This is a genomic window from Lacinutrix sp. YIN62, assembly GCF_057219185.1.
The window spans coordinates 1-5,954 of sequence record NZ_JBXVVH010000041.1 but is presented as its reverse complement, the minus strand read 5'-3'; the positions used below and the strand labels follow the sequence as shown (position 1 = coordinate 5,954).

Annotated in this window: 6 protein-coding genes; all 6 read left to right on the top strand. The window is 26.7% G+C overall.

Going from position 1 to position 5,954, the window contains the following annotated elements; genetic code table 11:
- The first annotated feature begins 172 nt into the window (after positions 1 to 172).
- The gene (locus AC2D8I_RS15680) at positions 173 to 1,081 is read left to right on the top strand and encodes a hypothetical protein (protein WP_484707016.1); all 909 of its coding nucleotides are present in this window, start codon (positions 173 to 175) and stop codon (positions 1,079 to 1,081) included.
- 176 nt (positions 1,082 to 1,257) lie between these two features.
- A complete protein-coding gene (locus tag AC2D8I_RS15675) occupies positions 1,258 to 2,130 on the top strand; it encodes a hypothetical protein (protein ID WP_484707014.1) in 873 nt (290 codons plus the stop codon).
- 4 nt (positions 2,131 to 2,134) lie between these two features.
- A complete protein-coding gene (locus tag AC2D8I_RS15670; RefSeq protein ID WP_484707012.1) occupies positions 2,135 to 3,523 on the top strand; it encodes a hypothetical protein in 1,389 nt (462 codons plus the stop codon).
- 94 nt (positions 3,524 to 3,617) lie between these two features.
- Entirely contained in the window at positions 3,618 to 4,973 is a 1,356-nt protein-coding gene (locus tag AC2D8I_RS15665; RefSeq protein ID WP_484707010.1) for a DUF3289 family protein, read from the top strand.
- Positions 4,963 to 5,565: a hypothetical protein gene (locus AC2D8I_RS15660; protein ID WP_484707008.1), complete on the top strand. Its 603-nt coding sequence runs from the start codon at positions 4,963 to 4,965 to the stop codon at positions 5,563 to 5,565. The genes AC2D8I_RS15665 and AC2D8I_RS15660 overlap by 11 nt, the downstream gene beginning before the upstream one ends.
- A 117-nt stretch (positions 5,566 to 5,682) precedes the next feature.
- On the top strand, positions 5,683 to 5,954 hold a 272-nt coding region (locus tag AC2D8I_RS15655; RefSeq protein ID WP_484707006.1), incomplete at its 3' end, for a hypothetical protein.

Sequence of the window (5,954 nt, the reverse complement as noted above, 5' to 3'; positions counted from 1 at the left end):
ATTCCAATGGATAGAAACTTGGTATAACAAGAGAAGAAGACACTCCTATTTAGGGTATAAAACTATTAATGAATTTGAATTAAATATGTATAACAACAATCAGGCTGCATAGTCATTCAACTTAAAGTCTAAAATTTTGTTGCATATCCATACTTTTAAAGTAATATAAATCATGACGAAATTAAATTATATATTCCTTTTGTTATTAGGCTTACTAGCCTTACAAAACTTTAAATCGCAACAGATTAGTGTTTCTTACACTAATAAAAACAACATAGTAAATACTGCTCTTGATTCGGTTTCTTATAAAATAATTAATGATTCTCTTTATTGTAAAGCTCTAGGAGAATATTATCATTTTCAATTCCTAAAAGTTAGACATGACAATAAAATTGTTGAAGATCGTATAAATAGCTTTTTGGTTGATTATGATGCCTCATTACGTGATATAAATTTCAAAAGCATTGATTATAATCAATATAGCAAAATTTTAAAGCAGTTAATTTCTAAGAATTGTAATGGTAATGAAGACATTAGTGAAATAGGAGTTTTTGATGTAGCAATTAATTATGAAATTATCTTAAATCAAAAAAAACTACTTGGAATCAAAGCTAGTCATATCTATAAAGGAGCTTCTAAAGAAACCTTTGAAAACTTTGAATTCAATCTCAATACAGGTCAAAAATTCACTCTTGAAGAAGTTTTCAATGACAATACACATGATTTATTCAATGATTTATCTCTTCGAATGTTAAATACTATCAAATCAGATGCAAAAGAGATCAAAAATGATACTGATTATCTATCTAATGAGGACAAAAAAAGTTACGAAGAAGAGTATTATAATTATATCACAGGTAAACGATATCAAGTAACGTCATTCCCTGAATGGCATATTGTTATAATACCTGAATGGTCTGGTGTAAAAGAAAAAAATACTCTAGGAATTGAATTCCGAATCTATAAACATTTAGGAAAAGGATATTTCGGTGAACCTTATGATTCAGAGTTTTATTCAATGAAACAAATAGAACCCTATTTAACTAGTGAGTTTAAAGCTTTAATTAAGTTAACCCAATAATAGTTTTAATTATGGAAGAACAAATGAAAAAATATTATCTAATGATAAAAGGTTTACAAATAGTAAAATCAAATTTATAAATAAAATCCTTCCGTATATTAATAAAAACAGAATCGAATCGCTTTAACAGGAATTGTAGATGCTGATGGCATTGTACTTTTAAAGTAATATAAATCATGACGAAATTAAATTATATATTCATTTTGTTATTAGGCTTATTAGCCTTACAAAACTGTAAATCGCAACAGATTAGTATTTCTGATACTAATAAAAATAATATAGTAAATACTACTCTTGATTCGGTTTCTTATAAAATAATTAATGATTCTCTTTATTGTAAAGCTCTTGGAGAATATTATCATTTTCAATTCCTAAAAGTTAGACATGACAATAAAATTGTTGAAGATCGTATAAATAGCTTTTTGGTTGATTATGATATAGAAACGCGAAGTATAAACCTCAAAAATATAAGCAACAAAGAATACATTCATAGACTAAAAGAAATTGTTAGAAATAATTGCAATACAGAAACTGACATTTCTGGATGGGAAGTTATTAATACTGAATATGATGTAACTCTAAACGAAAAAAAAATGTTAGGCATAAAACTTAATTGGTTAGTCGATGGTTTTACTCACTCTAATCAAGAGTCCTTTAATTTTGATTTAATAACAGGAAAAGAGATTATCACAAAAAAAAATTTCAATAAAAAAACAACCAAACTCTTAAATTCTTTGTCTTCTTTTTTATTGGATGAAATAAACTCTCATTTAAAATCTATTTTGAATAATGATGACTATTCCAAAATGAATAAAGAAAATTATAAAGAAGAGTTCAATGAATATATTAATAATGGAAAGTATTTAATATCAGAGATTCCTTCATGTTATATTACAAAAGAAGGTAATACTCTAGGAGTTGAATTTCATCTTCAGTATGAAATGATGGCTGGATACAATCATGGAGCTTACACTCCTTTCTTTTTTTCATTTGAAGAATTGAAACCTTATTTAACTGAAGACTTTATAACATTTATAAGTTTAAATTAAAATTATGTCAGCACAAGTAAAACAAAAAAAAACTTATATACCATCGGTAAGTTATGCAGGTCAAATCTTAAAATATCAAGATACACCATTAACGGTAACCAATACAGAACCTTATAAATGTAATTATTGCAGTGATGAAATTACTATAGATCAAATAGAAAAAACGTTATCTAATGATAAATGTCTTACGAATAGTCAAATCAAATTTATAAATAAAATCCTCCCATATATTAATAAATATAGAACAAAATATAAATTAGATACTTGCTTACGTAAAGCTCATTTTATTGCACAAATTGGAGCTGAAATGGTTTTTAAAGAAAGTAATCTTATAGAAAAAACTAGTTACCATCATTCGGGATTATATCTCTTTAAAAAATTCACGGGAGAACAAGAAATTAATGATACTATCTTAAATTCATTAAAAAAACATCTGACCAAAATATTTAAAATTACCGACAAAGATGGGAAAACTATCATAAAAACTAGTGAACAATTAAAATTAGTGCTAAAAGACAATAAAGTTATTGTTAATGATAAAGAATTATACGGTAGAAGAGATAAAAAAAATGACAAAGAAAAAATTCTAAAAACTATTAATAAAAAGATTATATCAGAAGGAAAAGAAATTGAAGTTATAGATTATAATATAGTATTACTTAAACATGCTCAATCCTTCGGAAAAGAAACATTGTCAAGAGCTTATTCTAATAAAAATGGTAATAAAACTGAATTATCAAGAGATGGATACATGTTTAGAGGTAGAGGATTAAAACAGATCACTTGGAAAATAAACTATAAGGCATTTTCTGATTATAGAAAAAACAATCCTTTTCCCGATGACCCTGAAGGGTATATAGATTTTACTAAGGTAACAAACCAAACAAATCATGCAGGGAATTTTGATAAACTCTCAGATACTGATAATGTTATCTATGCAGTACAATCTGCATTATGGTATTATCAAAAAGGAAATCCATATAAAAATAAATATACCGTAGATTGGGCAGATGAAGACAATATTGAATGGACTTCCAGAACTCTTAATGGAGGTCATAACGGTAAGAAATTAAGGCGAGATTATACTTTTAGAGCTAGGGAGGCTTTTAAAGTATATGATCATTATAGAGAAGCTTACAAAAATGGAAATGATACAGAAAAAAAAGAGATTGAAGAACGTTTAAAAGAAATCTCTAAAACAAAAAAGGTATCCAATACTGGTACAGGCAAGATTGACTTAAAGGATGGAGCAGCAAGTAGACTTTATGATCAACTTAAAAAACCTGTTCTAAAACTTGAGTCACTACCAATAAAGATTATTCCTTTAGAAATAATGCAACCTGAGATCAAAATTATGCCGATTAAATCAATCAACAAATCAAAGAAAAGATGATCGTTATCTGTATAAAATTTAGCCTTTTTTTTATCCTATCATTCAACATAACTAGTTACTCCTTTCAGCAAATAATCAAAAAACAAATAGGACTATGAGCAAACCAGCATATACTTTAAAAGTAGAAGTATCTCCTTTTATGGGAGCAACAATAGCTCCAAAAAAATTAGATTTAATAAAACCTATGGTAACGGCCATAGAAGGTCCTTATAACGATGCAAATCAATTACAGGAGTACGTTGAACAATGTGGCGAGTACTATTATTATGCAACTCTAAATGTGGCTGCAAAAAAAATAAATCCAAAACAAGTAAAATGGGCAGTTACTTATGATAATGATACTATTGATAAAGCATCTTATTTATTGTCAGGAAAAGAAATCGTGGACAATAAAGTAAAAATTGCCATTAATATAGAAAAAACAACTAAAAAATTTAAAATCTATGCATATACAACCCCATTACCCGATAAAGACGTTTTTGTAGAAGCTAGAATAAAAGAAAATATAATAACGCTTCCAATGTTGGTTGCTAGATCGGTAAGAAGAGCTGGAATAACTAAAGGAATAAATGGTATAGATTTAACTAGAGAGGATATCAAAAACCTTAATATCTCTTTTCCTACAGAAAAGAATACATTAAAAATGAAATTGAACAATTCTTATGATGAATTAGGTTATCATAAAGGATGGTTCTCTAATTATAGTAAAGAAGAATATAATAAAAATAAAGAGAAAAGAGTTAAATACGCTCTAGAACAGATAGAAAAATATAATAAAGAAACTGATGAAAAATTATTTAAGATCTTAATAAATGATTTGGATGATTGGGCAAGAGGAGATTTAGATGATAACCTAGTTGCTATGGTAGATTTTTTTAAAACTAATACTTCCACGAGTAATAACTATGAAGATAAAAGGTTAACAGAAGCCATAGCTAAACATGAAAGAACTTTGGATTTTATTAATGGATTTAATCCTTTATTAGCTAGCAAAATAAACAAAAATATAGAATCATTAAACGATATGAAAGTTAATGATTCAAAAACGCAATACACAAGTAAAAATTATGAAAACTCTCAGGACAAAGAAGAAGAATTGTTAGGAATAATAGGTCTTCAGGAGTTAAAGAGCCTCGCTTATTCAGATAAATTTAGCGGTCTTGGTATTTCAGTAAATGGTACTCAAGCATACAATATATTTTTAAATGAATTCAAGCGTAAGGAAAATTCTTATCAAGGAAAATTTGAATTAGAGATATTAGATCATTTTGGATTAGATGGAACTGATATTTTAGGAGATAAATTTTATAATCAGGAAGAGTTTATTTGCTGGTATATGCTTCAACATTTACGAGGCTATAAACCATTTATAACCAAAATATCAATTAATTATAGCTTTTCGGGTACTATAGATTCTAATAATTTAAATATTGAAAGAGATGACAACTAAAAAATATATTCTTATAATAATTCTAATTATACTTTTTATTTTTTTATTTAACATAGTAAATACAAAAGTAAAATTTGATAAAATATATAACGAAAGAGAAAATGTTAGTATTTACAATGAATTATATGAATCAGGGACTCTAAAAACTATTCAAGAATTCTTTTTGAACAATTTTGATACGATTGACAAAAACTATCAAGAAGCAATAACAACCCCAACTCATAAAATACTTGAAATAAAATTACAACATTTAGATAAATATACTAATGACAAAAAAATACTTGATGCTGCAAGGAAACTTGTTGAAAATGGGTTTTATAATATAGAAATAACAAAAAAAATAGGTGTCAATTTTATTGAGATATATACCAAAAAAGTATACTTAACATATAAAAACATTCCTACATATCATTCTCTAATTTATTTCCCCAAAGAAAAGAATAGATATAAATACATATTCAATAAAACAGATGATTGGTATGCTTTTTCAACAGATAGTCCAGAAGATGCACAAGATTTTTCTACATTTTTAGATATCACACCAGAATGGTTGTTGCCGTATTTTGAAGCAAAGTCTTTTTTTAAAAATTAGTTTATAATATCAAAACACTCATAACCTTAAGCTCTTTTTAAATATTATATCAAGCAACAGAATAATAAAATTGAATCTCAATCTAGATTACCTACACATATCATAAAAAACGAAACTATGTTACATCTAAAAGAAATAATAAACAATAAAGTCACAACCTATGCTGATTTTGTAGCACAGTTAGAAAAACAAGACCGAATCAATGCTGGAAATTTCACTACGGTAGTTAACAATACAACAACCACAGTAGCAACGAAAGCAAAAAATAAAATTAAAAGCATCATAACTGATGCTAAAATCATTAAGCCAGACGATCTTATTACCTATACAGTAAAACTAGACGAAAAACACGAAGACACCCTAGAAAAAGATCTCTGCATGGTTAAATT